At 48.0% G+C, this 22,053-nt stretch carries 39 protein-coding genes; all 39 read left to right on the forward strand.

All coding sequences use genetic code 11. The features are described 5' to 3' along the window. The first annotated feature begins 174 nt into the window (after window positions 1-174). Window positions 175-483: a 30S ribosomal protein S10 gene (rpsJ, locus tag ACI31J_RS01600; protein WP_057805852.1), complete on the forward strand. Its 309-nt coding sequence runs from the start codon at window positions 175-177 to the stop codon at window positions 481-483. 49 nt (window positions 484-532) lie between these two features. Further along, window positions 533-1,195, forward strand: a complete 663-nt coding sequence (gene rplC, locus ACI31J_RS01605; RefSeq protein WP_439772720.1) for a 50S ribosomal protein L3 — start codon at window positions 533-535, stop codon at window positions 1,193-1,195. Between the two features lie 21 nt (window positions 1,196-1,216). Further along, entirely contained in the window at window positions 1,217-1,840 is a 624-nt protein-coding gene (gene rplD, locus ACI31J_RS01610) for a 50S ribosomal protein L4 (protein WP_439772721.1), read from the forward strand. Then, the gene (rplW, locus tag ACI31J_RS01615) at window positions 1,840-2,136 is read left to right on the forward strand and encodes a 50S ribosomal protein L23 (protein ID WP_439772722.1); all 297 of its coding nucleotides are present in this window, start codon (window positions 1,840-1,842) and stop codon (window positions 2,134-2,136) included. The genes rplD and rplW overlap by 1 nt, the downstream gene beginning before the upstream one ends. A gap of 25 nt (window positions 2,137-2,161) precedes the next feature. Then, the gene (gene rplB, locus ACI31J_RS01620) at window positions 2,162-3,007 is read left to right on the forward strand and encodes a 50S ribosomal protein L2 (protein ID WP_439772723.1); all 846 of its coding nucleotides are present in this window, start codon (window positions 2,162-2,164) and stop codon (window positions 3,005-3,007) included. Window positions 3,008-3,041: 34 nt separating this feature from the next. Continuing rightward, window positions 3,042-3,320 (forward strand): 30S ribosomal protein S19, encoded by a 279-nt coding sequence (gene rpsS / locus ACI31J_RS01625; protein ID WP_283593123.1) that lies wholly within the window; start codon window positions 3,042-3,044, stop codon window positions 3,318-3,320. Window positions 3,321-3,337: 17 nt separating this feature from the next. Continuing rightward, a complete protein-coding gene (rplV, locus tag ACI31J_RS01630; RefSeq protein WP_104688569.1) occupies window positions 3,338-3,685 on the forward strand; it encodes a 50S ribosomal protein L22 in 348 nt (115 codons plus the stop codon). Between the two features lie 12 nt (window positions 3,686-3,697). Further along, window positions 3,698-4,363 carry a 30S ribosomal protein S3 gene (gene rpsC, locus ACI31J_RS01635; RefSeq protein ID WP_439772724.1) on the forward strand — a complete coding sequence of 222 codons (666 nt, stop codon included), beginning with the start codon at window positions 3,698-3,700 and terminating at the stop codon, window positions 4,361-4,363. A gap of 3 nt (window positions 4,364-4,366) precedes the next feature. After that, the gene (gene rplP / locus ACI31J_RS01640) at window positions 4,367-4,801 is read left to right on the forward strand and encodes a 50S ribosomal protein L16 (RefSeq protein WP_003664555.1); all 435 of its coding nucleotides are present in this window, start codon (window positions 4,367-4,369) and stop codon (window positions 4,799-4,801) included. Then, entirely contained in the window at window positions 4,791-4,997 is a 207-nt protein-coding gene (rpmC, locus tag ACI31J_RS01645) for a 50S ribosomal protein L29 (RefSeq protein WP_057805829.1), read from the forward strand. The genes rplP and rpmC overlap by 11 nt, the downstream gene beginning before the upstream one ends. Before the next feature lie 24 nt (window positions 4,998-5,021). After that, entirely contained in the window at window positions 5,022-5,288 is a 267-nt protein-coding gene (gene rpsQ, locus ACI31J_RS01650; RefSeq protein ID WP_057805827.1) for a 30S ribosomal protein S17, read from the forward strand. Window positions 5,289-5,351: 63 nt separating this feature from the next. Continuing rightward, window positions 5,352-5,720 carry a 50S ribosomal protein L14 gene (rplN, locus tag ACI31J_RS01655; protein ID WP_003714461.1) on the forward strand — a complete coding sequence of 123 codons (369 nt, stop codon included), beginning with the start codon at window positions 5,352-5,354 and terminating at the stop codon, window positions 5,718-5,720. Window positions 5,721-5,754: 34 nt separating this feature from the next. Beyond that, complete coding sequence (gene rplX / locus ACI31J_RS01660; protein ID WP_439772725.1) at window positions 5,755-6,063, forward strand: 50S ribosomal protein L24; 309 nt, start codon at window positions 5,755-5,757, stop codon at window positions 6,061-6,063. Window positions 6,064-6,093: 30 nt separating this feature from the next. Beyond that, window positions 6,094-6,636, forward strand: a complete 543-nt coding sequence (gene rplE / locus ACI31J_RS01665) for a 50S ribosomal protein L5 (protein WP_439772726.1) — start codon at window positions 6,094-6,096, stop codon at window positions 6,634-6,636. A gap of 15 nt (window positions 6,637-6,651) precedes the next feature. After that, complete coding sequence (locus tag ACI31J_RS01670) at window positions 6,652-6,837, forward strand: type Z 30S ribosomal protein S14 (RefSeq protein WP_003664547.1); 186 nt, start codon at window positions 6,652-6,654, stop codon at window positions 6,835-6,837. A 31-nt stretch (window positions 6,838-6,868) separates the two neighbouring features. Then, window positions 6,869-7,267 (forward strand): 30S ribosomal protein S8, encoded by a 399-nt coding sequence (gene rpsH, locus ACI31J_RS01675; protein ID WP_439772727.1) that lies wholly within the window; start codon window positions 6,869-6,871, stop codon window positions 7,265-7,267. Between the two features lie 29 nt (window positions 7,268-7,296). Then, the gene (gene rplF / locus ACI31J_RS01680) at window positions 7,297-7,833 is read left to right on the forward strand and encodes a 50S ribosomal protein L6 (RefSeq protein ID WP_439772728.1); all 537 of its coding nucleotides are present in this window, start codon (window positions 7,297-7,299) and stop codon (window positions 7,831-7,833) included. Between the two features lie 65 nt (window positions 7,834-7,898). Next, complete coding sequence (gene rplR / locus ACI31J_RS01685) at window positions 7,899-8,255, forward strand: 50S ribosomal protein L18 (protein ID WP_439772729.1); 357 nt, start codon at window positions 7,899-7,901, stop codon at window positions 8,253-8,255. 22 nt (window positions 8,256-8,277) lie between these two features. Further along, window positions 8,278-8,787 (forward strand): 30S ribosomal protein S5, encoded by a 510-nt coding sequence (gene rpsE / locus ACI31J_RS01690; protein ID WP_104688574.1) that lies wholly within the window; start codon window positions 8,278-8,280, stop codon window positions 8,785-8,787. A 14-nt stretch (window positions 8,788-8,801) separates the two neighbouring features. Next, complete coding sequence (rpmD, locus tag ACI31J_RS01695) at window positions 8,802-8,984, forward strand: 50S ribosomal protein L30 (protein WP_047767366.1); 183 nt, start codon at window positions 8,802-8,804, stop codon at window positions 8,982-8,984. 32 nt (window positions 8,985-9,016) lie between these two features. After that, window positions 9,017-9,451 (forward strand): 50S ribosomal protein L15, encoded by a 435-nt coding sequence (gene rplO / locus ACI31J_RS01700; RefSeq protein ID WP_439772730.1) that lies wholly within the window; start codon window positions 9,017-9,019, stop codon window positions 9,449-9,451. A gap of 1 nt (window position 9,452) precedes the next feature. Further along, complete coding sequence (gene secY / locus ACI31J_RS01705) at window positions 9,453-10,772, forward strand: preprotein translocase subunit SecY (protein ID WP_439772731.1); 1,320 nt, start codon at window positions 9,453-9,455, stop codon at window positions 10,770-10,772. Further along, on the forward strand, window positions 10,769-11,425 hold the full coding sequence (locus tag ACI31J_RS01710; protein WP_439772732.1) for an adenylate kinase: 657 nt from the start codon (window positions 10,769-10,771) through the stop codon (window positions 11,423-11,425). Before secY ends, ACI31J_RS01710 begins: the two co-directional genes overlap by 4 nt. A gap of 133 nt (window positions 11,426-11,558) precedes the next feature. Next, window positions 11,559-11,777: a translation initiation factor IF-1 gene (gene infA, locus ACI31J_RS01715; RefSeq protein ID WP_003664537.1), complete on the forward strand. Its 219-nt coding sequence runs from the start codon at window positions 11,559-11,561 to the stop codon at window positions 11,775-11,777. A gap of 33 nt (window positions 11,778-11,810) precedes the next feature. Beyond that, window positions 11,811-11,930 carry a 50S ribosomal protein L36 gene (rpmJ, locus tag ACI31J_RS01720; RefSeq protein WP_003714521.1) on the forward strand — a complete coding sequence of 40 codons (120 nt, stop codon included), beginning with the start codon at window positions 11,811-11,813 and terminating at the stop codon, window positions 11,928-11,930. Between the two features lie 30 nt (window positions 11,931-11,960). Next, complete coding sequence (gene rpsM / locus ACI31J_RS01725) at window positions 11,961-12,326, forward strand: 30S ribosomal protein S13 (protein ID WP_057805809.1); 366 nt, start codon at window positions 11,961-11,963, stop codon at window positions 12,324-12,326. Window positions 12,327-12,361: 35 nt separating this feature from the next. Further along, window positions 12,362-12,751, forward strand: a complete 390-nt coding sequence (rpsK, locus tag ACI31J_RS01730) for a 30S ribosomal protein S11 (RefSeq protein WP_003716676.1) — start codon at window positions 12,362-12,364, stop codon at window positions 12,749-12,751. A 79-nt stretch (window positions 12,752-12,830) separates the two neighbouring features. Next, window positions 12,831-13,775 (forward strand): DNA-directed RNA polymerase subunit alpha, encoded by a 945-nt coding sequence (locus tag ACI31J_RS01735; RefSeq protein ID WP_439772733.1) that lies wholly within the window; start codon window positions 12,831-12,833, stop codon window positions 13,773-13,775. Between the two features lie 32 nt (window positions 13,776-13,807). Continuing rightward, window positions 13,808-14,191: a 50S ribosomal protein L17 gene (gene rplQ, locus ACI31J_RS01740; protein WP_283593101.1), complete on the forward strand. Its 384-nt coding sequence runs from the start codon at window positions 13,808-13,810 to the stop codon at window positions 14,189-14,191. A gap of 207 nt (window positions 14,192-14,398) precedes the next feature. Continuing rightward, on the forward strand, window positions 14,399-15,223 hold the full coding sequence (locus tag ACI31J_RS01745) for an energy-coupling factor transporter ATPase (RefSeq protein ID WP_439772734.1): 825 nt from the start codon (window positions 14,399-14,401) through the stop codon (window positions 15,221-15,223). Continuing rightward, window positions 15,202-16,065 carry an energy-coupling factor transporter ATPase gene (locus tag ACI31J_RS01750; protein ID WP_439772735.1) on the forward strand — a complete coding sequence of 288 codons (864 nt, stop codon included), beginning with the start codon at window positions 15,202-15,204 and terminating at the stop codon, window positions 16,063-16,065. The genes ACI31J_RS01745 and ACI31J_RS01750 overlap by 22 nt, the downstream gene beginning before the upstream one ends. Further along, the gene (locus tag ACI31J_RS01755; RefSeq protein WP_439772736.1) at window positions 16,058-16,864 is read left to right on the forward strand and encodes an energy-coupling factor transporter transmembrane component T family protein; all 807 of its coding nucleotides are present in this window, start codon (window positions 16,058-16,060) and stop codon (window positions 16,862-16,864) included. The genes ACI31J_RS01750 and ACI31J_RS01755 overlap by 8 nt, the downstream gene beginning before the upstream one ends. 2 nt (window positions 16,865-16,866) lie before the next feature. After that, window positions 16,867-17,622 carry a tRNA pseudouridine(38-40) synthase TruA gene (truA, locus tag ACI31J_RS01760; RefSeq protein ID WP_439772737.1) on the forward strand — a complete coding sequence of 252 codons (756 nt, stop codon included), beginning with the start codon at window positions 16,867-16,869 and terminating at the stop codon, window positions 17,620-17,622. Window positions 17,623-17,731: 109 nt separating this feature from the next. After that, window positions 17,732-18,175 carry a 50S ribosomal protein L13 gene (rplM, locus tag ACI31J_RS01765; RefSeq protein WP_057805798.1) on the forward strand — a complete coding sequence of 148 codons (444 nt, stop codon included), beginning with the start codon at window positions 17,732-17,734 and terminating at the stop codon, window positions 18,173-18,175. Window positions 18,176-18,182: 7 nt separating this feature from the next. Then, a complete protein-coding gene (rpsI, locus tag ACI31J_RS01770; RefSeq protein WP_104688581.1) occupies window positions 18,183-18,584 on the forward strand; it encodes a 30S ribosomal protein S9 in 402 nt (133 codons plus the stop codon). A gap of 167 nt (window positions 18,585-18,751) precedes the next feature. Beyond that, window positions 18,752-19,525 (forward strand): (S)-acetoin forming diacetyl reductase, encoded by a 774-nt coding sequence (locus ACI31J_RS01775; RefSeq protein WP_439772738.1) that lies wholly within the window; start codon window positions 18,752-18,754, stop codon window positions 19,523-19,525. Window positions 19,526-19,651: 126 nt separating this feature from the next. Then, the gene (locus ACI31J_RS01780; RefSeq protein WP_439772739.1) at window positions 19,652-20,275 is read left to right on the forward strand and encodes a glycoside hydrolase family 73 protein; all 624 of its coding nucleotides are present in this window, start codon (window positions 19,652-19,654) and stop codon (window positions 20,273-20,275) included. Between the two features lie 22 nt (window positions 20,276-20,297). Then, window positions 20,298-20,873, forward strand: a complete 576-nt coding sequence (locus ACI31J_RS01785; protein WP_439772740.1) for a xanthine phosphoribosyltransferase — start codon at window positions 20,298-20,300, stop codon at window positions 20,871-20,873. A 20-nt stretch (window positions 20,874-20,893) separates the two neighbouring features. Next, on the forward strand, window positions 20,894-22,045 hold the full coding sequence (locus tag ACI31J_RS01790) for an ATP-grasp domain-containing protein (protein WP_439772741.1): 1,152 nt from the start codon (window positions 20,894-20,896) through the stop codon (window positions 22,043-22,045). The last annotated feature ends 8 nt before the right edge of the window (window positions 22,046-22,053 follow it).

The raw sequence follows: 22,053 nt of genomic DNA on the forward strand, positions 1-22,053 counted from the left end.
ATTATGGATAGGTGCTTGAGCGTTGGCGGGTAGATTTGCCCTACCCCCATAGAAGTTTAAGCTGCGAAGCGTTGATGCGGAAGGTTGCGACACACCCGGCCGCTTTGCCACAGGATGTGGCGGTAATTTCCGCGGAGCTAGTCAAATTTTAAATCTGACGAAGGAGGGAACATAATGGCAAAACAAAAGATTCGTATTCGGTTAAAGGCTTATGAACACCGTATTCTCGACCAATCTGCTGACAAGATTGTTGATACCGCTAAGCGGACAGGTGCTCAAATCTCAGGTCCTATCCCGTTACCAACTGAACGGACTATCTACACGGTTATCCGTTCACCACACAAGTTCAAGAAGTCTCGGGAACAATTTGAAATGCGGACCCACAAGCGTTTGATCGACATTATTGATCCAACACCTAAGACGGTTGACTCATTAATGAAGCTTGATCTGCCAAGTGGTGTTGACATCGAAATCAAATTGTAATTATTTCTTACTTATTAAAAACGAAAAACATTAAATTGGAGGTGTACTCATGGCCAAAGGAATCTTAGGTAAAAAGGTTGGTATGACTCAAGTCTTCACTGACAACGGTGAATTGGTACCAGTTACTGTTATCGACGTAACTCCAAACGTTGTTATGCAAATCAAGACCGTTGAAAACGATGGTTACAACGCTGTTCAACTTGGTTTTGACGACAAGCGCGAAATCTTGAGCAACAAGCCTGAACAAGGTCATGCAGCAAAAGCAAATACGACCCCTAAGCGCTTCATCGGTGAAATCCGTGACGCTGAATTAGGGGATGACATCAAGGTTGGAGACGAAGTTAAGGCTGATGTCTTCACTGAAGGTGAAACTGTCGACGTTACGGGTGTTACCAAGGGTCATGGTTACCAAGGTAACATTCACAAGGACAACCAATCACGTGGTCCTATGGCTCACGGTTCTCGTTACCACCGTCGTCCAGGTTCTCTGGGTGCTATCATTAACCGGGTATTCAAGGGTATGAAGCTCCCAGGCCGGATGGGTAACAAGACTGTTACTATGCAACACTTACAGGTTGTTAAGGTCGACCTCGACAACAACGTATTACTGATCAAGGGTAACGTTCCTGGTGCTAACAAGTCATACGTTACTATTAAGAACTCTGTGAAGGCTAACACTAAGAAGAGCCTGAGCAAGCAACACAACAAATAATAAGAAAGGAGGAAGTAAATAATGACTAGCGTTAATTTGTACAAGCAAGATGGTAGCCAAAACGGCACCATTGAACTGAACGCAGCGGTATTTGGTGTTGAACCAAACCAAAACGCTGAATTTGATGCTATCCTGCGTCAACGTGCTTCACTGCGTCAAGGTACTCATGCTGTTAAGAATCGTTCAGCTGTTAGCGGTGGTGGTAAGAAGCCATGGCGTCAAAAGGGTACTGGTCGTGCTCGTCAAGGATCAATTCGTGCACCACAATTCCGTGGCGGTGGTATTGTCTTTGGCCCTACTCCACGTTCCTACAAGTACAGCCTTCCTCGTAAGGTTCGTCAACTGGCTATCAAGTCAGCCCTTTCTCAAAAGGTTCTGGACGACAGCTTAGTAGTTGTTGACTCACTGAACTTTGATGCACCTAAGACGAAGGACTTTGCAGCTGCTTTAGGTAACTTAAAGGTTGCCGAAAAGGCACTGATCGTTGTTACTGACGATGACAAGAATGCTGCTTTATCTGCTCGCAACTTGGCTAACGTATCCGTTGTTACGCCAGCCGGTGTTAACATCTTAAACGTTGTTGATGCTCAAAAGGTTGTCATCACTAAGTCAGCTCTTTCTCAAGTAGAGGAGGTGCTCGCATAATGGAAGCACGCGATATCATTTTACGTCCAGTTGTCACTGAAGCTTCAATGGCCGGCATGGACGACAAGCGTTACACATTCGATGTTGATTTACGAGCAACCAAGACGCAAGTTAAGAACGCTGTTGAAGAAATCTTCGGTGTTAAGGTTGTTAAGGTAAACATCATGAATGTTAAGGGCAAGCAAAAACGTCAAGGCCGTTACGTTGGCTACACTAAGCGTCGTCGTAAGGCAATCGTTACGCTCTCTGCCGATTCTGATGAAATCAAGCTGTTCAACGACAACAGTGAAAACTAATCATTAAAAAAAGGAGGAAAACACAGTGGGAATTCGTAAGTACAAACCTACTACTAACGGTCGCCGGAACATGAACGGTTACGACTTCGCGGAAATCACGAAGAGTACCCCTGAAAAGTCATTACTGGCACCATTGAAGAGTACTGCTGGTCGTAACAGCTACGGTCACATTACTGTTCGTCACCGTGGTGGTGGTGTTAAGCGTCAATACCGGATCATTGACTTCAAGCGGATCAAGGATGATGTTCCAGCAACTGTTAAGGCTATCGAATACGATCCTAACCGTACTGCTAACATCGCTCTGCTTGGTTACGCTGATGGTACCAAGTCATACATCATTGCTCCTAAGGGCTTGAAGGTTGGTATGACTGTTCAATCTGGTCCAGATGCTGATATCAAGGTTGGTAATGCTCTTCCATTAAAGAACATTCCAGTTGGTACTGTTATTCACAACATTGAATTAAAGCCAGGTAAGGGTGGCCAACTTGCTCGTTCAGCTGGTGCATCTGCTCAATTACTTGGTAAGGAAGAAAAGTACGTCTTGGTTCGTCTTTCATCCGGTGAAGTTCGGATGGTCCTTGCTACTTGCCGTGCCACTATCGGTACTGTTGGTAACGACGAACATGCCCTGTTAATCAAGGGTAAGGCTGGTCGTACTCGTTACGCAGGTCAGCGTCCACACGTTCGTGGTTCTGTAATGAACCCTAATGATCACCCACATGGTGGTGGTGAAGGTAAGCAACCAGTTGGTTTACCATCACCTCTGTCTCCATGGGGTAAGAAGACCGTTGGTAAGAAGACCCGTTCACACAAGGCTCGTTCAAACAAGTTCATTGTTCGTGGTCGGAAGCGCGGTCCACATACTCGTTAATTTACGTTTTAATACCCGAGAGGAGGTACACTAAATGGGTCGTAGTTTGAAGAAGGGACCTTTCGCTGACGCTTCATTATTGAAGAAGGTCGAAGCTCAAAAAGATTCCGAAAAGAAGACTGTCATCAAGACATGGTCACGTCGTTCCACCATTTTCCCAAGTTTCATTGGCTACACGTTTGCTGTTTACGATGGTCGGAAGCACGTACCAGTTTACGTTCAAGAAGACATGGTTGGCCACAAGTTAGGTGAATTCGTACCAACACGGACTTTCCATGGTCACGCCAGTGATGACAAGAAGACAGGTAAGTAAGGAGGGTGAATTAAGAAATGGCTGAAAACATTACATCCGCTAAGGCAACTGCCAAGATGGTTCGGGTTGCTCCTCGCAAGGCTCGTCTTGTTTTAGATGCAATTCGCGGTAAGAGTGTTGCTGAAGCATTTGCTATTCTGAAGTTCACCAGCCGTGGTGCCGCTTCAGATGTTGAAAAAGTATTAAATTCTGCTGTTGCAAACGCTGAAAACAACTTTGACTTAGATCGTGCTTCATTGGTTGTTAGCGAAGCTTATGCGAACGAAGGACCAACCTTAAAGCGGTTCCGTCCACGTGCAAAGGGTTCTGCTTCACCAATCAACAAGCGGACTAGTCACATCACAGTGGTTGTTACAGAACGATAGGAGGAATGAATAGTGGGTCAAAAGATCAATCCTAATGGTTTTCGTGTCGGAGTCATTCGTGATTGGACCGCAAAGTGGTACGCTGACAAGAACTTTGCCGACTATCTGAACGAAGACCTTCGGATCCGTAAGTACATTGAAAAGCGACTTGCTGATGCCTCTGTATCAACCGTTGAAATTGAACGTGCCGCTAACCGCGTCAATGTTTCAATTCACACTGCCAAGCCTGGTATGGTAATTGGTAAGGGTGGTTCAGAAGTTGAAGCACTTCGTAAGGAATTAAACAAGTTAACTGGCAAGCGTGTCCACATCAACATTGTGGAAATTAAGAAGCCAGACTTGGATGCACACCTTGTTGGTGAAAGCATTGCTCGTCAACTGGAAGCTCGTATCGCTTTCCGTCGTGCAATGCGTGGAGCAATGCAACGTGCAATGCGTGCCGGTGCTAAGGGTATCAAGACTCAAGTTGCTGGTCGTTTGAACGGTGCTGACATGTCTCGGGTTGAATCATACTCAGACGGTACTGTTCCGCTTCACACACTCCGTGCAGACATTGATTACTCTTGGGATGAAGCTAACACTACTTACGGTGTTCTCGGTGTTAAGACCTGGATCTACCGTGGTGAAGTTCTTCCTGCCAAGAAGAATGCTAATGATGATGAACAAGGAGGGAAGTAAAACATGCTAGTACCAAAGCGAGTAAAGCACCGTAAGGTTCAACGTGGTCACATGCGTGGTGAAGCTAAGGGTGGCAAGACTGTTACCTTTGGTGAATTCGGTTTGCAAGCCCTTGATTCTCATTGGATCAGCAACCGTCAAATCGAAGCTGCCCGTATTGCTATGACTCGTTACATGAAGCGTGGTGGGAAGGTTTGGATTAAGATCTTCCCTCAACTTTCCTACACCAGCAAAGGTGTTGGTGTCCGGATGGGTAATGGTAAAGGTGCTCCAGAAGGCTGGGTTGCTCCAGTTAAGCGCGGCAAGGTTATGTTCGAAGTAGGGGGCGTTTCTGAAGAAGTCGCTCGTGAAGCTTTGCGTCTTGCCGGTCACAAGTTGCCAGTTCGCACTAAGATCGTACAACGTGAGGAAGTAGGTGGACAATCTAATGAAAAGTAAAGATTACGTACAAGAACTGAATGGATTAACCACTGACAAGCTACTTGACCGTGAGAAGGAATTGAAGGAACAATTGTTTAACTTACGTTTCCAATTAGCAACCGGCCAATTGGAAAACACTGCAAGTCTGAAGCAAGTACGTAAGGACATTGCACGGGTTAAGACAGTTCTTCGTCAACAACAATTAAACAAATAAGAATACGAAAAGGAGGATTAGCGCATGAGTGAAGAACGTAATGCACGTAAGGTTTACCAAGGCCGCGTTGTTTCTGACAAGATGGACAAGACCATTACTGTCGTAGTCGACACTTACAAGAGTGCCCCTGTTTACGGCAAGCGTGTACGTTACTCAAAGAAGTACTACGCACATGACGAAAACAACGAAGCTAAGACCGGCGACACTGTACAAATCATGGAAACTCGGCCACTGTCAGCCAAGAAGCGTTTCCGTCTTGTAAAGATTGTCGAAAAGGCTGCTACCCTTTAATTAGCAGATAACTCTTAAATTCGTATTCTAATTCTTATTTGTAAATGGAAGGAGGACCTAACCGTGATTCAACAGGAAAGTCGGTTGAAAGTCGCTGATAACTCCGGTGCGCGTGAAATCTTAGTTATCAAGATTTTGGGTGGTTCCCGAGTTAAGACTGGTAATATTGGTGACATTATTGTTGCTACTGTAAAGCAGGCAACACCAGGTGGCGTTGTTAAGAAGGGTGACGTTGTTAAGGCCGTCGTTGTACGGACTAAGCATGGTTTGCACCGTAAGGATGGTTCATACATCAAGTTTGATGAAAACGCCGCTGTTTTGATTAACAATGACAAGAGCCCTAAGGGTACCCGTATTTTTGGCCCAATCGCTCGTGAGCTCCGTGGTGATGACTTCATGAAGATCGTCTCACTTGCTCCAGAAGTTCTGTAAGATTTAACCAAAAATAAGGAGGTGCACAATCAACATGTTCATTAAGACAGGTGACAAAGTTCGCGTTATCGCCGGTAAGGACAAGGGCAAGGAAGGTAGCGTTAAGAAGATCTTAGCTGCTGAAAACCGCGTCGTTGTTGAAGGCATTAACAAGATCAAGAAACATCAAAAGCCAAACAACGCAAACCCAAACGGTGGTGTTATTGACACTGAAGCACCAATCAACGCTTCAAACGTAATGCTGATTGATCCTTCAACTAACGAACCAACCCGTGTCGGTTACAAGTTCGTTGATGGTAAGAAGGTTCGTTTTGCCAAGAAATCTGGCAAGACTATCGACTAAAATTAATTACGAAAGGAGGAATAACTTCCAATGGAAAATCGTTTGAAAGCTAAGTACGAAAGTGAAATCCGTCCAGCATTGATTGAAAAGTTTAACTATTCATCAATCATGCAAGCACCTAAGATTGACAAGATTGTCTTAAACATGGGTGTTGGTGATGCTACTACCAACTCAAAGAACCTGGATGAAGCTGTTGAAGAACTTGGCCTTATCGCTGGTCAAAAGCCACTGATTACCAAGGCTAAGAAGTCTATCGCCGGCTTCCGTCTTCGTGAAGGTATGGCAATTGGTGCCAAGGTTACCCTGCGTGGTGAACGGATGTACGATTTCTTGGACAAGTTAATCAACGTTGCTCTGCCACGGGTTCGTGACTTCCACGGTGTAAGCAACAAGGCCTTCGATGGTCGCGGTAACTACACTCTTGGTATTCGTGAACAATTAATTTTCCCTGAAATTGATTACGACAAGGTAAATCGTGTTCGTGGTTTGGATGTTGTAATCGTAACGACTGCTCAAAGTGATGAAGAATCACACGAATTACTTGCCAAGCTCGGCATGCCATTTGCTAAATAAAGGAGGTTCCACAAATTGGCTAAAAAATCAATGATTGCTAAGTGCAACCGTCCCGCTAAGTTCTCAAGTCGTGAATACACACGTTGTGCTCGTTGTGGACGTCCGCACTCAGTTTACCGTAAATTCCACTTATGCCGGATTTGCTTACGAGAACTTGCCCACAAGGGACAAATTCCTGGTTTGAAGAAGGCTAGCTGGTAAACAAATCACTGACAAAAGGAGGAAAACATCGATGTCTATGAGTGATCCAATTGCAGATTTCTTAACTCGGATTCGTAACGCTAACATGGCTCAACACGAATCAGTTGAGGTTCCTGCATCAAAGATGAAGAAGGACATCGCTGAAATCTTGAAGAACGAAGGTTTCATTCGCGATGTTGAATATGTTGACGATAACAAGCAAGGCATCATCCGCGTATTCTTGAAGTACGGACAAGACGGCCAACGGGTTATTTCCGGCTTGAAGCGGATCTCAAAGCCTGGTTTACGCTCATACGTTAAGGCTGACGCTGTGCCAAAGGTTCTTAACGGTTTAGGTATTGCCATTATCTCAACATCTGAGGGTGTTGTGACTGACAAGGTTGCTCGCGCCAAAAAAATTGGTGGCGAAGTTATCGCCTACGTTTGGTAATATATAATAATTAGTTAGGAGGTGTACGCATGAGTCGTATTGGTTACAAGGAAATTGACCTGCCAAAGGATGTTGAAGTATCACAAGATGGTAACGTGGTAACTGTTAAGGGTCCTAAGGGTACTTTATCTCGTGAAATCTCACCATTGATCAAGATGACCGTTGCCGACAACGTTGTTAAGTTTGATCGTGATGGCGATTCCAACAAGTTAAAGATGATCCACGGAACTACCCGTGCCAACGTTAACAACATGGTTGAAGGTGTTACTGACGGTTACAAGAAGGTTCTGAAGCTCGTCGGTGTTGGTTACCGTGCTCAATTCAAGGGCAACAAGCTGATCTTAACTGTTGGTTACTCCAACCCAGTTGAAATTGACAAGCCTGAAGATGTTGACATCAAGGTGCCTGACAACACCACCATCGAATTAAGCTCAATCAACAAGGAACACCTTGGTGATTTTGCTGCGCAAGTTCGTGCCGTTCGTTCACCTGAACCATACAAGGGTAAGGGTATTCGTTACGAAAACGAACACATCATCCGTAAGGAAGGTAAGACTGGTAAGTAATCTGATTAGGTTATTCTATCAGCAATTCATAATTAACATAAAATATTCAATAAGAGGTGACTATTGTGATTTCTAAACCAGATAAGAACAAGATCCGTCAACGCCGTCACATGCGCGTTCGCGGCAAGATTTCTGGTACTGCGGAGCGCCCACGCTTAAGTGTTTACCGTTCAAACAAAAACATTTACGCTCAATTAATTGATGACGTAAAGGGTGTGACGCTCGCTAGTGCCTCCACAATGGACAGTGAAGTTAGTGGAAAGACTAAGACTGAGCAAGCTAGCGGTGTTGGTGCATTGATCGCCAAGCGTGCTGCTGCTAAGAACATCACTGATGTTGTATTTGACCGTGGTGGATACCTTTACCATGGTCGTGTCGAAGCCTTAGCTGACGCTGCCCGTGAAAACGGACTTAAATTCTAAAAAGAAGGAGGAATAACCTGCAATGACATCATCAGAATTCATTGATCCAGCAAAGTTGGACTTAGACGATCAAGTTGTTGCCATCAACCGGATTACCAAGGTTGTTAAGGGTGGTCGCCGGATGCGGTTTGCTGCCTTAGTAATCGTTGGTGATCGTAAGGGTCACGTTGGTTTCGGTACTGGTAAGGCTCAAGAAGTTCCAGAAGCTATCCGGAAGGCTCAAGCCGCTGCTGAAAAGAACTTGATTACTGTGCCAATCGTTGGTACGACCATTCCACACGAAGTTATCGGTGTATACGGCGGTGGAAAGATCATGTTGAAGCCAGCCGTTGAAGGTTCCGGGGTTGCTGCCGGTGGTGCGGTACGTAACGTTATGGACCTCGCTGGTGTCGCTGATGTTACTTCCAAGCGTCTTGGTTCCAACACTCCTGTTAACGTTGTTCGTGCAACGTTTGAAGGTTTGAAGCAATTGAAGAGTGCTGAAGAAGTTGCCAAGCTTCGTGGCGTTTCAGTTGACCACTTGGCAGAATAAGGAGGGCACTAATTATGGCTAAAGTTAAAGTTACCTTAATCCACAGTGTTGCCCACCGCGAACCAACCCAACGTAAGACCGTTAAGGCATTGGGCCTGGGCAAGATCGGCAGTTCTAACATCCTGCCAGACAACGCTGCAACACGTGGTCAAATTTTCAAGGTTGCACACTTAGTTTCAATCGAAGAAGTTAAGTAATTACAATTAAATAATAAGGAGGTGCCTACTAAATGAAGTTAAATGAATTGAAGCCTGCAGAAGGTTCTCGTTCAAAGCGTCTTCGTAAGGGTCGTGGCCTTTCATCTGGTCATGGTTTTACTTCCGGACGTGGTACGAAGGGTCAAAAGGCTCATGGTAAGACTCGTCTGGGCTTTGAAGGGGGCCAAATGCCACTCTACCGGCAAATTCCAAAGCGTGGTTTCACCAACATTAACCGCAAGGAATACGCTATTGTTAACTTGACTGCATTGAACAAGTTTGATGACGGTACTGAAGTTACTCCACAAGTTTTGATGGAAAGTGGCTTAGTCAAGAACTTGAAGAGCGGTATCAAGGTTCTTGGTAGTGGTAAGCTTGAGAAGAAGTTAACTGTTAAGGCTAACAAGTTTTCCGCTTCTGCAGTTTCAGCTATTGAAGCTGCCGGCGGTAAAACTGAGGTGATGTAATTTGTTCAAAGCCGTCAAGAATGCGCTCAAGGTTAAGGATATTCGTAAGAAGATCCTGTTTACCTTGTTCGTATTGATTGTTTACCGAATTGGGGCGGCTATCACTGTTCCTGGAGTTAACGCTGCTGCATTGCAGGAGATTTCCTCGACCGGGTTAGCATCGATCCTCAATACATTTAGTGGTGGTGGCCTGGAGAACTACTCATTGTTCGCAATGGGGGTTTCTCCTTACATCACTGCTCAAATTGTTGTTCAACTGCTGCAGATGGACATTGTCCCGCGGTTTGTTGAATGGAGTAAGCAGGGTGAAGTTGGACGGCGAAAATTGAATCAAGCAACTCGGTGGCTGACGATTGTACTGGGCTTTATCCAGTCAATCGGGATTACGGCCGGGTTTAACGCCTTGAGTTCAATCCACTTGGTTGATCACCCCGGGGTTCAGACATACCTGACCATCGGGTTGATTTTAACCGCTGGTACAATGTTTGCTACTTGGATGGGTGATATGATCACGGAACGCGGCCTCGGTAATGGGGTTTCCGTGATCATCTTTGCCGGGATTGTTGCACAGATGCCGGGTGGAATTCGGCAACTCTGGGATGATCAAATTGCTGGTGAATCCGGTTCCGCACTTTGGATGGGGATCGGCTTCATCGCCTTAGTAGTTATTGCATTAATTGTTATTGTGGCATTTGTCACTTGGGTTCAACAAGCCGAGCGGCGGCTGCCAATTCAATATACTCGTCGGACAACCACTTCACCATCAAGTAGTTATCTACCATTAAAGATTAACGTCTCTGGAGTTATTCCAGTTATCTTCGCCGGATCCTTTATCTCGACGCCACAGACGATCTTGATGGCGTTCCAGCAGAATCATGGTGGAGATACCTGGTATCAAGTTTTGTCAACGATCTTTAACATGCAGTCTGGTCCAGGGATTACCCTCTACATTCTGCTGATTGTTGTCTTTACCTTTTTCTACGCCTTTGTTCAGGTTAATCCCGAAAAGCTTGCCGAAAACTTGCAGAAGCAAGGCAGTTATATTTCAGGTGTTCGTCCTGGAAAGGGAACGCAGGATTATGTTTCGGCACTGTTAATGCGTTTGAGCACGGTTGGTTCACTGTTCTTGGGACTGATTTCATTGATCCCATTGGTTGCAAGTAATGTTTGGAACCTCAGCCAATCGATCGGTCTTGGTGGTACTAGTTTACTGATCATTGTCCAAATTGCATTGGATCTGGTTCGGCAATTAAACGGTTTAACAATGAAACGCGAATACATTGGATTTATTCGTGAACCCGAAGGAGGAAATGGTAAATGAGTATGAATCTTGTTTTAATGGGTTTGCCTGGTGCTGGTAAGGGTACCCAAGCTCAGAAGATTGTGGAAGACTTCGATATTCCTCACATCTCAACCGGTGATATTTTCCGGGCGGCGATCAAAAATGAGACGCCGATGGGGCTCGAAGCTAAGAAGTACATCGATAAGGGTGAACTTGTTCCGGACGAAGTCACTAATGGTATCGTTAAGGAACGGTTAGCTCAAGACGACACCAAGAACGGCTTCATGCTTGATGGTTTTCCTCGTAATCTTAACCAAGCAGCTGCTTTGGATAAGATGTTAGCTGAGAGTGACCGTCACTTAGATGCAGTCATCAACATCCACGTTGAACCGGATGTATTGGTTGAACGTCTGAGTGGCCGGTTCATCTGTCGCAACTGTGGTGCAACTTACCACAAGATCTACAACCCGACTAAGGTCGAAGGAACTTGTGATGTTTGTGGCGGCCACGAATTCTACCAACGTGACGATGACAAGCCGGCAACGGTTAAGAATCGTCTTGATGTTAACATCAAATTGAATACACCACTGGTAGATTACTACCAAAAGCAAGGCGTTTTGCACACGATCGATGGTCAACAGGACATCGACAAGGTTTATGACGACGTCAAGAAAGTGCTTGATAACCTTTAATTAGGGATATGCCTTGCGAAGTATGGTTAGTTATGCTAAACTAGGCAAGGTTTATCTAGCTGACAGTGGGAAGTTCATATGCTTTCCACCGTTTTTACGTAATTTTCTTGATTAGGCAAGGAGGAACCATTCCGTGGCAAAAGCCGATGTGATTGAAGTAGAAGGTAAAGTTACCGAGACTTTGCCTAATGCGATGTTTAAAGTTGAACTGGAAAATGGAGCTGAGATCTTGGCCCACGTTTCCGGTAAGATTCGGATGCACTACATCAAGATCTTACCTGGTGACCGGGTTAAGGTTGAAATGTCCCCTTATGATCTGACTAAGGGTCGGATCACGTTCCGGTTTAAGTAGTAGTTAACAGGAACTCTCTAGGAGGATTTAATAATGAAAGTAAGACCATCAGTCAAGCGGATGTGCGAGCACTGCAAGATCGTTAAGCGTCATGGACGTGTTATGGTTATCTGCTCTGCTAACCCTAAGCACAAACAGCGTCAAGGTAAGTAATAAAATTAATTAAGAACGGAGGTGCAATAAATGGCTCGTATTGCAGGTGTCGATTTACCTCGTGACAAGCGTATCGTAATCGGCTTAACTTATATTTACGGTATTGGTGATTCTCGTGCAAAGAAGATCCTTGAAAATGCCGGTGTTTCAGAAGACATTCGTGTTCGTGATCTGACTCCAGACCAAGAAGAAAAGATTCGTGCACAAGTCGACCAAATCCAAGTGGAAGGTGACTTGCGTCGTGAAGTTTCTATGAACATCAAGCGGCTCCAAGAAATTGGTTCATACCGTGGTATGCGTCACCGTCGCGGTTTGCCTGTTCGTGGTCAACACACGAAGAACAACGCCCGGACTCGTAAGGGTAAGGCCGTTACCATCGCAAACAAGAAGAAGTAATTAGATTTTATTAAAAAAGGAGGTTAGTACTAGATATGGCAACCAAAAAAGGTACGCGTAAGCGTCGTGCAAAGAAGAATGTTGAAACTGGTGTTGCCCACATTCACTCAACATTCAACAACACTTTGATCATGATCACTGATGTTCAAGGTAACGCTGTTGCTTGGTCATCTGCTGGTGTTTTAGGCTTCAAGGGTAGTCGTAAGTCAACCCCATTCGCTGCACAAATGGCATCAGAAGCTGCTGCTAAGCAAGCAATGGAACACGGTATGAAGACCGTTGAAGTTGAAGTTAAGGGTCCAGGTTCTGGTCGTGAATCTGCTATCCGTGCTCTTCAAGCAACTGGTTTGGAAGTTACTGCTATTCGTGACGTAACTCCAGTTCCACATAATGGTTCTCGTCCTCCAAAGCGTCGTCGTGTTTAATTGACATTGTTGGTATTTGCCAGCGATTGCCTTTTCGTCTCAAATGCGAACCACGTTTTGAAAGGGGTACAGGGATAGAATGATCGAATTTGAAAAGCCAAACATTCACAAAGTTGAAGAGACTGATAACTACGGCAAGTTTGTTGTAGAACCACTTGAACGCGGTTATGGAACTACTCTTGGTAATTCATTAAGACGTGTACTGCTGGCTTCACTTCCGGGTGCAGCTATTACCAGTATGCAAATTAATGGGGTCTTACATGAATTCAGCACCGTTGAGGGTGTCACTGAAGATGTAACCCAAATTATCTTAAATCTTAAGAAGGTTTCCTTGAAGATCAACTCCGAAGATCAAAAAGATCTTGAGCTTGATGTTAAGGGACCTGCTGAAGTAACTGCTGCAGATATTCAGGGTGATGGTGAAGTTACTGTCTTGAACCCAGACCTGCACATTGCAACTGTTGCTGATGGTGCGGAATTACACATTAAGATGACAGCTGATAAGGGTCGCGGTTACCTTTCTGCTAATGATAATAAGGCCCGGATGGAAGATCTTGCCATCGGTGTATTACCAATTGACTCCATCTATACCCCAATTGAACGTGTAAACTACACTGTCGAAAATGCACGGGTTGGTCAACGCAACGACTACGATAAGTTAACTTTGGATGTTTGGACTGACGGTTCATTAACACCAACCGAAGCGGTTAGCCTGGGGGCCAAGATTTTGACTGAACACCTGGCAATGTTTGTGGATCTTACTGAAGAAGCACAAAATGCCCAAGTGATGGTTGAAAAGGAAGAAACCCACAAGGAAAAGATGCTTGAAATGACGATTGAGGAACTTGACCTTTCTGTACGGTCATACAACTGCCTCAAGCGTGCCGGCATCAACACCGTTAAGGAATTGACTGATCGGACGGTTTCGGACATGATGAAGGTTCGGAACTTAGGACAGAAGTCATTAGAAGAAATTAAGCTTAAGTTAAATGATCTCGGTGTTTCATTCCGCCAAGATGATTAATTAACACCAATTGCAAAGGAGGGAACCACTTCATGAGTTACCGTAAATTAGGACGTACAAGTTCACAACGTAAAGCTTTATTACGTGATTTAACTACTGATTTAATTGTTAATGGTCAAATTACCACTACCGAAGCACGGGCCAAGGAAGTTCGTAAGACTGCTGATAAGATGATCACGCTTGCTAAGCATGGTGATCTTGCATCCCGGCGTAAGGCTGCTGCCTACATCCGTAACGTCGTTGCTGACGTTAAGGAAGACGGCGACAACATTCGGATTCAATCTGCTCTTCAACACCTGTTTGAAGAACTTGCTCCAAAGTATGCTGACCGTCAAGGTGGTTACACGCGGATTCTGAAGACGATGCCTCGTCGTGGTGACGGCGCACCAATGGTTATTTTGGAATTCGTTGACTAATCTTGTCGACCAATAACTAAATACGTAATAAAGAATCACTATCATCGGTGGTATAGAGCGTTACGATGGTGGGAATACTCCCTAGTCTAGCTCGAATGCGGAAACCCCGCGCACCCCGGTGGTAAGTGATTTTTTAGTTTAAATGACTTTTGGAGATGCCAGTTCACTGTTAAAATAATACTATTAACTATGCGAGGAGGATGCGGAGTGGATGCAGTCACACTGACCAACATTCGATTTCAATACCCGAATACCAAGCAGGCCATTCTCGATGATGTCAGCCTCAGCTTTCCCCAGGGAGAGTGGACGACGATCATCGGGCACAACGGGAGCGGCAAGAGCACCCTGGCCCGGTTGATCGATGGCCTCCTGGTGCCGCAGCAGGGGCAGATTACCGTTGGCAACTTGCCAGTGACCGAAGAGAACATGACCCGGATGCACCAGCAGGTGGGGATTGTCTTTCAGAATCCCGACAACCAGTTTGTGGGGGCGACCGTTGCCGATGACGTAGCCTTTGGACTGGAGAATCGACAGGTCCCGCCGGTTGAGATGCAACCCCGGATTCAGCAATCCCTGGCAGCCGTGGATATGGCCGAACTAGCCGATGCGGAACCGACGATGCTGTCTGGGGGGCAGAAACAACGGGTGGCGATTGCCGGCATTCTGGCCCTGGAGCCGCAAATCATCATCTTAGACGAGGCGACCAGCATGCTGGACCCGGCTGGACGCCAGTTGGTCCTTAGTCTGCTCCAGCGTCTGCGGACCCAGCAAAAATATACGATCATCTCGATTACCCATGACCCAGCTGAGATGGCGATCGCTGACCGGGTGGTGGTCCTGGATCAGGGGCGTGTCATTCGTCAGGGTCCTGCGGCCACGGTTCTGCAGGACGTGAAACTCCTGCAACGCATCGGCGTCGGCGTACCGGCTGGGCAGGCCCTGCGCCAAGCCCTGGCTGACCGGGGAGTTGCGGTGCCGGCCCGGTACTTCACAGAAAAAGAAATGGTGGAATGGTTATGCCAGAAATTGTGATTAAGAATGTTAATTTTAACTATTCGGTGCAAAATGCCCGGCCCGCCCTGGATGACGTGAGCCTACGGATTCCTTCCGGTAGCTTTGTCGGGATCGTTGGCCATACCGGGAGTGGCAAGTCGACCCTGGTTTCCTTGATCGACGGCCTTGGCAAGCCGACCAGCGGGCAGATCCAGGTGGGGGCGGCCACGGTGGATGCCCAATCGTCGCCAGAGGACCTTGCCAAGCTTCGTCACCATGTCGGCTACGTCTTCCAGTTTCCGGAGCAACAACTCTTTGCGGAGACCGTTGGCCAGGATATTGCCTTTGGGCCGACCAACCTGGGCTGGAGCGCTGATCGGATCCAGGCGGCCGTACAGGAGGCCCTGGAGCTGGTGGGACTGCCGCCAGAATTCGCTGACCGGTCGCCCTTTGCCCTATCGGGGGGCCAGATGCGGCGGGTCGCCATCGCGGGGGTCCTAGCCATGAAGCCGGCCATCCTGATCTTGGATGAGCCGACTGCGGGCCTGGACGCCGCGGCTACGGACCGGCTGCTCGAAAACATTGCCCGTCTTCATGCGGCTGGGACTACTATCCTATTGATTACCCACCAGATGGACCAGGTGGCCCGCTATGCTGATCAGGTGGTGGTGATGAACCAGGGGCACCTGGTGAAGAGTGCCGCACCAAAGGAGATTTTCGCCGACCCGGCATTTCTCTCTGCCAACCACCTCAACGTTCCGGCAGCCGTGGCCATGTCGCACCAGTTGCGAGACGCCGGGGTAAAGATTAACCCGGCACTCAGCATTGATGCATTAGCGGACCAACTGGCGGCCAAGTTAGGGGGGAAGCGTGGTGAATAACAAGATTGTCTTCGGGAGCTATGTCCCGCTCGACTCGCCTCTACACCGTCTCGACCCCCGGATGAAGCTCTTGATGTGCGTCTGGTACGTCGTCTTGGTGTTCTTTGCCAATAGCTGGGGAACTGGTCTCTGGCTGCTGGCGGCCCTCTTGGGGGCAATGCTGCTCAGCAAGGTCAGCTTTCGGCAGTACTGGCAGGGATTGCGGCCACTGGCCTGGGTGATCATCTTTACGGTGGTTTTCCAGATTCTCTTCAGTAGCGGCGGAAAGCTCTACTGGCATTGGGGGATCATGTCGATTACCCATGACGGGCTGGTGAACTCCCTGATCATCTTCTACCGGTTCATGGTCATCATCACTGCCTCGACGGTCCTGACGGCGACGACCCCGACCTTGCGGATTGCGGATGGATTGGATTGGTTCATGCGACCGCTGAAGTACCTGCACGTGCCGGTCAACCAGATCACCCTGATGCTTTCGATCGCCCTGCGCTTTATCCCCACGATCATGGACGAGGCGGGGAAGATCACCAATGCCCAGCGGTCCCGGGGGATGAACTTCCACCAGGGAAACCTGGTGAAGCGGGTTCGCCACCTGGTTCCGGTACTGATTCCCTTGTTTGTCAACTCTTTCAAGCGCGCAGAGGACCTGGCGACCGCCATGGAGGCCCGGGGATACGACCCCGACAGCCCCCGGACGCACTTCCGGCAGCTGCACTGGCAAGTTGCTGACACCGTCACCTTTATCCTGATGGTCCTGCTGACCGTCATCCTATTCTTGATCAGAGGAGGGTTATTGTAACCTTGTATCGTTATAAAATTACCTTTGCCTATGATGGCACCAATTTTTCCGGTTTTCAGATCCAGCCCCACAAACGGACGGTGGAGCAGGTCTTGAAAAACGCCGTCAACAAGATTGCCAAGCATCCGACGCCGGCCATCTCCGTGATCGGCTCGGGACGGACTGATGCCGGGGTCCACGCCTTAAACCAGGTGGCTCACTTCGATATCCCGTATCACCTGAGCAACGACTCGATGCGTAAGGCCTTAAACAGCATCCTGCCCCTCGACATCCTGGTCAAGCAGGCGGAACTAGTCGACGGCAACTTTCACGCCCGCTACAGTGCCCATCGGAAGACCTACCGCTACCGGGTCGACCAAGGGGAATTCGTCAATCCATTCAAGCGTAACTACACGGCCCACTTCAAGTACCCCCTCGATATGGAAAAGATGAAGGCGGCCGCCAAGGATTTTATTGGCGAACATGACTTCACCTCCTTCGTGGCATCGGGCAGTCAGGCCAAGAGCAACGTCCGGCGGGTCGAGCAGATCAAGATCTACCGCGACGAACACGACAACGAAGTGATCTTTGAGTTTACCGGGAATGGCTTCCTCTACAACCAGATTCGGATCATGGTGGCCTTTTTGCTCGAAGTCGGTAGCAACCAGCGGCCGGTCAGCGACGTTAAGCGGGTCTTGGCCGCCAAGGATCGGACCCAGGCCCGGATGACCGCTCCGGCCAGCGGCCTGTATTTAGTATCGGTGGATTATGGAAAATAATTGACGCCAGGGGCAGAAGAAGGTATACTAGCACTTGGTATTTCTTTTCCATCTAATAACTCGGTACACTATTATATGTAAAAGAAAAACAAAATTGGAGGACTTAATCGTGAGAACGACATACATCGCAAAACCTGGTGAAGTTGATCGCAAGTGGTACGTTGTCGATGCTAAGGATGTCCCAATGGGTCGTCTGGCCACCGTCGTCGCATCAATCCTGCGTGGTAAGAACAAGCCAACATTTACTCCACACGTTGATACTGGTGACAATGTTATTGTTATCAACGCTGCGCAAGTTAAGTTAACTGGTAAGAAGGCTTCTCAAAAGAAGTACTACCGTCACTCAAACTACCCTGGTGGTTTGAAGGAACGGACTGCCGGTGACTTCCGTGCTAAGGAACCAGAGAAGCTGTTGGAAACTGCTATCAAGGGTATGCTTCCACACAACTCCCTGGGTCACAAGATGGGCTTGAAGCTGCATGTTTACGCTGGTGAAGACCACAGTCATGCTGCACAAAAGCCAGAAGCATTGGACATTACGAACTTAATCTAAGGAGGGAATGGAATTGGCTCAACAAGTACAATACAGTGGTACTGGTCGGCGTAAGGACGCAACCGCACGTGTTCGCTTAGTACCAGGTTCAGGCAAGATTACGATGAACGGCAAGGCAATTGAAGACTACATTCCATTTGCCAACTTACGTGCTATCGTAAACCAACCATTCGATGTTACTAAGACTAACGGTCAATACGACGTTATCGCTAACATCAATGGTGGTGGATTCTCCGGTCAAGCCGGCGCTGTTCGTCACGGTATCGCCCGTGCACTCCTCAGCGTTGACCCTGACTTCCGTGACGCCCTGAAGAAGGCCGGTCTTTTGACTCGTGACCCTCGGATGAAGGAACGTCGTAAGCCAGGTCTGAAGAAGGCTCGTAAGGCTGCTCAATTCAGTAAGCGTTAATATTCGATTACCGCTTCAATATTTAAAAGCATTGGCTATTTTGGTCAATGCTTTTTTATTTTTCCTAAAAATATTAAATAATTGATAATTGCCCTTTATGTTTGATAGCGTTTCCATTATAATGAACATGTTGATTGTTAATTGGATAACTAAGGGGGTAATCTCTTATGGCTAAGAAAGTCGCAATTGTTACTGGTGGTAGTCAGGGAATCGGTAAGGCCATTGCTGAACGGCTCGTTCACGACGGTTTTGCAGTTGCCCTCGTTGCCCTGGAAAAGGACAAACTGGATGCAACTGCTAAAGAACTTGAGGCTAAGGGTGGCGAAGCATTGCCAATCGTGGCCGATGTTTCCGACCGGGACGCCGTTTTTGCAGCCGTTGACCAAACGGTTGACCACTTCGGCGACCTCAACGTCATGGTCAACAATGCTGGCTTGGGCCCAACCACCCCGATCGACACGATCACACCGGAACAGTTCCAGAAGGTTTACGGGGTTAACGTCGGTGGGGTCCTCTGGGGAATCCAGGCAGCCCACCAGGCATTCAAGAAGTTGGGACACGGTGGCAAGATCATCAACGCCAGCTCACAGGCTGGGGTTGTGGGTAACCCGAACTTGGCCCTGTACTCCGGCACCAAATTCGCTATCCGGGGAATCACCCAGGTAGCTGCCCGCGACCTGGCTGAAGAAGGGATTACCGTCAACGCCTACGCACCAGGGATCGTTAAGACCCCAATGATGTTCGACATCGCTCACCAGGTTGGTAAGAACGCCGGCAAGAGCGATGAATGGGGGATGGAGACCTTCTCCAAGAACATCGCCTTAAAGCGGCTTTCTGAACCAGAGGACGTTGCGAACGCGGTTGGCTTCTTGGCCGGCCCGGACTCCAACTACATTACTGGCCAGACCATCATTGTCGATGGTGGGATGCAGTTCCACTAAAAATGTTCTTGATGAGGACTCGACCGAAGTGAATTCGGCCGAGTTCTTATTTTTGTTTAAAATTTAACGTCAAAGCGGGTTTAGTTTGCTACAATTAAGAGCTAGTAGGATAAAGGAGGCCCACTTTTGGCAAAACGAAGAAAAACGAAAAAACGCCGTTCGGGTACGAAGACGACGGTGTGGATTTTAGCAATTATTGTAATCTTTTTAGGGGTCTACGCCGGCCACCACTTCTATCGGATCTGGAACCAGCAGCGGATCGAGCAACAGGCTCAGGAGCGTGATCGCCAGGCTAAGCAGCTCTTCATCAAGCAAGTTGCCCCTGAGGCCCAGGCAATGCAAAACACTTACCACGTCTACGCCTCGATCACAATTGCCCAGGCAATTCTAGAATCGCAGTGGGGAACGAGCAAGCTTGCGTCCCAGTACCACAACCTCTTTGGAATCAAGGGGACTGGTCCGAACTCTCGGGAGCTGACCACTAAGGAATACATTAATGGTAAGTGGATCGTGACCAAGGGACGGTTCCGGGTCTACGACAGCTGGAGTGACTCGATTCGTGACCACACCAAGTTGATGCTGACGGGGACCGATACCAATAAGCAGAACTATGATCAGGTGATCAAGGCTAGCAACTACCAGGACGCGGCCCGGGCACTGCAGGAAGCAGGATATGCCACCGATCCGGACTACGCGCAAAAATTAATTTCGGTAATTAAGACCTATAAGTTATATAATTATGATAAGTAATCAATAAAAGGGGAGTATAGTGATGCGTGAACTAGAGGAAAAGATTAGAGAGTACGGAACTGTTCTGCCAGGCAACGTGTTAAAGGTTGATGCCTTTTTGAACCACCAGGTTGACCCACAGCTGATGCTGCACGTAGGCCAGGAATTTGCCAAGATCTTTGCAGATCAAGGAGTTACCAAGATCTGGACGGTGGAATCATCTGGGATCGCACCCGCTGTGATGACTGGGTTGGCAATGAATGTTCCGGTGATCTTTGCCCGTAAGCACAAGAGCTTGACGCTAAACCAGAATATGTATGTGGCAGATGTCTACTCATACACCAAGAAGACCACCAACCGGATCTCGATCTCTAAGAAGTACGTTTCACCAGATGATAAAGTCCTGATGATTGATGACTTCCTGGCAAATGGCCAGGCCGTTGAAGGGATGCTGGAAATCGCTGACCAGGCCGGTGTTGCAGTTGCCGGCGCCGGAATCGTGATCGAAAAGAGCTTCCAGCCCGGGGCTAAGGAACTCCGCGACCGGGGAATTCGCCTGGAGTCATTGGCCCGGATCAAGTCCCTCAAGGATAACCAGATTGAATTTATGCCCGACTAGGTAACGAAAGGAGCCTTAGAATGAAGAGGAATGCTTTTTATCCGGGAAGTACCCTGGGAATTATCGCCATTAACCGGAACGGCAGTGCCCTGATTGCGGCAGCGAAGAAGGCCGGGTTCAACGTCATCGTGTACGTGGACCATGCCCAGCCGGCAAGCACGAAGATGGCTGACGAGACCATCGTTGGCGCCTATAACGATAAGATCAAGCTGGCCCAGTTTGGTGAATCCTGTGACGCCATCATCTACCAGACGCCCAACGTCGATGCCCGGGTCCTGCACTACCTGAACCAGTACGCCGCTATTCCGCAGGGGATCAACGGCCTGGAAATCATCCAGGACCGGTTGATGGAACGGGCCTTCCTCGATCAGATCAACATCAACATCGCCCCCTACGTCACGGTGGTCAGCCTAGACGATGTCTATCAGTCGATCGACTCGATTGGCTATCCGGCCTTGTTGAAGCCGATCCAGCGCGGCCTTGGTGAACAGTCAATGATCATCAAACGCCAGTCTGACATTGTACGGGCGGCGGACTTCATTGAGACCGGGACCTACCTGCTTGAATCATGGATTGACCATACGAGTGAGTACACGATGACGGCCGCGACTGATGGCGAAGCTACCGAGTTATTCCCGCTGGCCAAGCTTCACTTCACGGAAGACCGCCAGCTGGTTTCGGTTGCCGCACCGGCTGAGGTCAACGAGGACCTGCAAAACGAGATGCAACGAATCGTGAAAAGTGTGGCGGGCTCGCTCCAGTACCAGGGCGTCTTCTCGGTGAACTTCTACGTCACCGAGACTGGCACCCTGTACGTCAAGAACATTGAGCTGGGCCTGACCTCAATTGCCAATGTCTACGACACCACCACTAACGTTGACCAGTATGAGGAACAAATCCGGGCCACGGTCGGGATGCCCCTTCACCAGATTCAGCCGTTGCAGGTGGGCCTGTTGATGGTCGTGCGCAAGTATCAGCAGCTGGCTATTCAGCGTCAGTGGCTGTTGAAGAATAACTGGCAGTTCCGCTTCTTCAATGATCCTGATGGGGATGACCAGAGCATCCTCGGCTTTGTCTGGGTCACGGGCAGTAATAACCTGGTCGATCTGGAGAACCAGGTTGATGACACCGAGGTCTGGAAGGAACAGATCAGTCCGGATCAAAATAATTAATATAAAAA

Origin of the sequence: Limosilactobacillus sp. (assembly GCF_051873075.1) — a bacterium.
GTDB lineage: Bacteria > Bacillota > Bacilli > Lactobacillales > Lactobacillaceae > Limosilactobacillus.

Bases quoted from the DNA above. Each gene is read 5' to 3' on its own strand.
- rpsJ (WP_057805852.1), top strand. From the start codon at position 175: ATGGCAAAACAAAAGATTCGTATTCGGTTAAAGGCTTATGAACACCGT.
- rplC (WP_439772720.1), top strand. From the start codon at position 533: ATGGCCAAAGGAATCTTAGGTAAAAAGGTTGGTATGACTCAAGTCTTC.
- rplD (WP_439772721.1), top strand. From the start codon at position 1,217: ATGACTAGCGTTAATTTGTACAAGCAAGATGGTAGCCAAAACGGCACC.
- rplW (WP_439772722.1), top strand. From the start codon at position 1,840: ATGGAAGCACGCGATATCATTTTACGTCCAGTTGTCACTGAAGCTTCA.
- rpsS (WP_283593123.1), top strand. From the start codon at position 3,042: ATGGGTCGTAGTTTGAAGAAGGGACCTTTCGCTGACGCTTCATTATTG.
- rplV (WP_104688569.1), top strand. From the start codon at position 3,338: ATGGCTGAAAACATTACATCCGCTAAGGCAACTGCCAAGATGGTTCGG.
- rplP (WP_003664555.1), top strand. From the start codon at position 4,367: ATGCTAGTACCAAAGCGAGTAAAGCACCGTAAGGTTCAACGTGGTCAC.
- rpmC (WP_057805829.1), top strand. From the start codon at position 4,791: ATGAAAAGTAAAGATTACGTACAAGAACTGAATGGATTAACCACTGAC.
- rpsQ (WP_057805827.1), top strand. From the start codon at position 5,022: ATGAGTGAAGAACGTAATGCACGTAAGGTTTACCAAGGCCGCGTTGTT.
- rplX (WP_439772725.1), top strand. From the start codon at position 5,755: ATGTTCATTAAGACAGGTGACAAAGTTCGCGTTATCGCCGGTAAGGAC.
- rplE (WP_439772726.1), top strand. From the start codon at position 6,094: ATGGAAAATCGTTTGAAAGCTAAGTACGAAAGTGAAATCCGTCCAGCA.
- rpsH (WP_439772727.1), top strand. From the start codon at position 6,869: ATGTCTATGAGTGATCCAATTGCAGATTTCTTAACTCGGATTCGTAAC.
- rplF (WP_439772728.1), top strand. From the start codon at position 7,297: ATGAGTCGTATTGGTTACAAGGAAATTGACCTGCCAAAGGATGTTGAA.
- rpsE (WP_104688574.1), top strand. From the start codon at position 8,278: ATGACATCATCAGAATTCATTGATCCAGCAAAGTTGGACTTAGACGAT.
- rpmD (WP_047767366.1), top strand. From the start codon at position 8,802: ATGGCTAAAGTTAAAGTTACCTTAATCCACAGTGTTGCCCACCGCGAA.
- rplO (WP_439772730.1), top strand. From the start codon at position 9,017: ATGAAGTTAAATGAATTGAAGCCTGCAGAAGGTTCTCGTTCAAAGCGT.
- ACI31J_RS01710 (WP_439772732.1), top strand. From the start codon at position 10,769: ATGAGTATGAATCTTGTTTTAATGGGTTTGCCTGGTGCTGGTAAGGGT.
- rpmJ (WP_003714521.1), top strand. From the start codon at position 11,811: ATGAAAGTAAGACCATCAGTCAAGCGGATGTGCGAGCACTGCAAGATC.
- rpsM (WP_057805809.1), top strand. From the start codon at position 11,961: ATGGCTCGTATTGCAGGTGTCGATTTACCTCGTGACAAGCGTATCGTA.
- rpsK (WP_003716676.1), top strand. From the start codon at position 12,362: ATGGCAACCAAAAAAGGTACGCGTAAGCGTCGTGCAAAGAAGAATGTT.
- ACI31J_RS01735 (WP_439772733.1), top strand. From the start codon at position 12,831: ATGATCGAATTTGAAAAGCCAAACATTCACAAAGTTGAAGAGACTGAT.
- rplQ (WP_283593101.1), top strand. From the start codon at position 13,808: ATGAGTTACCGTAAATTAGGACGTACAAGTTCACAACGTAAAGCTTTA.
- ACI31J_RS01750 (WP_439772735.1), top strand. From the start codon at position 15,202: ATGGTTATGCCAGAAATTGTGATTAAGAATGTTAATTTTAACTATTCG.
- rpsI (WP_104688581.1), top strand. From the start codon at position 18,183: ATGGAATTGGCTCAACAAGTACAATACAGTGGTACTGGTCGGCGTAAG.
- ACI31J_RS01775 (WP_439772738.1), top strand. From the start codon at position 18,752: ATGGCTAAGAAAGTCGCAATTGTTACTGGTGGTAGTCAGGGAATCGGT.
- ACI31J_RS01785 (WP_439772740.1), top strand. From the start codon at position 20,298: ATGCGTGAACTAGAGGAAAAGATTAGAGAGTACGGAACTGTTCTGCCA.
- ACI31J_RS01790 (WP_439772741.1), top strand. From the start codon at position 20,894: ATGAAGAGGAATGCTTTTTATCCGGGAAGTACCCTGGGAATTATCGCC.